Origin of the sequence: Kitasatospora sp. NPDC127060, assembly GCF_042724935.1 — a bacterium.
Lineage (GTDB): Bacteria > Actinomycetota > Actinomycetes > Streptomycetales > Streptomycetaceae > Kitasatospora.
Window position 1 is genome coordinate 1 of the sequence record NZ_JBHXEG010000192.1, and the last position, 1,499, is coordinate 1,499.

Genomic DNA, 1,499 nt, shown 5'->3' on the forward strand with positions numbered 1-1,499 from the left:
GAACGGATCTCCCAGCTCGCCCTCGAATGCGCCGCCGCCTGGCGCGAGTTCGCCCGCCTCGTGGAGACCGCCCAACCCGCCCCCGGCGCCCTCAGTGCCTGAAACCGGGCGCACCGCACGGCCGTTCACCGCCGCACCGGCGAACGGCCGTGCAAATGCGGCCGGTTCAGCAGTCGCACATCCGATTCGACCAAACGATGACCGGACGGCCCCGCCGGGTGGAAATCCGTCGCGGCGGAAGAATTGCCGGTTGCCGTCCGCGCCCCGGCCGCCACCGCGCTCCGGCGCGGCCTTTCCGCATTCCGCGCAACAGCCGCGGCCTGGCCCACCACCTGCGCCGACGGCCCGCCAGGAGCGGCGGGACGCTCCGCCGTGCCATGAATCCCACGCACCCGAGGGCGCATTCCCGCACGTATTCCGGATGGTCCGAACCAGCCCTCCACCCGTTCCGTCCCGGGCGATTTCCACGCTTGCGGGAGGCCCGGACGGAAGGCAGAGTGTTCCGGGTCCGGGAGGCCAGAACCCGGTGCACGAGCGGCGATCCGGCCCCGGATTCCCCGCGGCCCGGCAGAGCGCGATCCGGTGGAACGCGATCCGCCGCCGAGCCGCGCCGAGCGCACCGGCGGTCTACCACGTGACCGGCTCGACCCCTCCCTACGCCCTCAGCGCTCGAGGTGGAAACGAAAACGCCATGATTGACGCACTCACCACCACCGCCCGTACGACATCCCGCCAGAACCCGCCGGAGCAGCCGGCCGCCGACCCGGCGGACGCCGATCCGCTGGACACCGATCCGCTGGAAGCGGCCCCGCTCAAAGGGCCGGTGAAGTTCCTGATCGAACGTGAGCTGCGCGCCGGGGACCAGCTGCGCCGCGCCGAGCCCCGACACCACCTCTACTGGAGAAGGATGGCCGCCTTCGAGATCCTCCTGCACGGCGGCAGCTGGACCGAGGGCACCGGGGAGACCCTGCTGCTGCAGGTCGCCGACAGCGCGGCACTGCAGCACGTGCTGGCCCAGGACCCCTACGTCCAGCAGGGGTTGATCCTGCGGACCAGGATCCGGGAGCTGGAGAACATCCTGGAGGCGGCCAGGGCGCTGCGCCCCGGCCCGGGCCGGGAGGCCGCCGGCGCCCCGGCCGGAGCCCTCGCCGTCACCGAGCCGCTCAGCGCTCACGAGCGGCGGCTGGCGCGGATGATCCTGGACGGACTGACGAACCGTCAGATCGCCGCGCGGCTGGGCGTTTCGCCGCGCGCCGTCGAGCAGCACATCACGCGGATCTACCGCAAGCTCGCCATCAGCCGGCGCGCCCAGCTGGCCGTCGCCCTGGAGCGCTCGGCCGAGCCGGTCGGCACCGGCCCGGCCCGGGCCGGGTACCGGCAGGGCGCCTGACCCCTGTGCCCCGGACCCCGCCGGGCCCGGGACACAGGGGCACAGGGGCACGGGGACGCAAAGGCCCCGGGGACCCGGCGGCCGGGCCGGGCGCGCCGCCCCACAACGG

Annotated in this window: 1 protein-coding gene; it reads left to right on the top strand. The window is 74.2% G+C overall.

From position 1 onward, the window contains the following. Positions 1-691 precede the first annotated feature (691 nt). The gene (locus ACFWIS_RS40635; protein WP_380462378.1) at positions 692-1,390 is read left to right on the top strand and encodes a LuxR C-terminal-related transcriptional regulator; all 699 of its coding nucleotides are present in this window, start codon (positions 692-694) and stop codon (positions 1,388-1,390) included. Positions 1,391-1,499 lie beyond the last annotated feature (109 nt).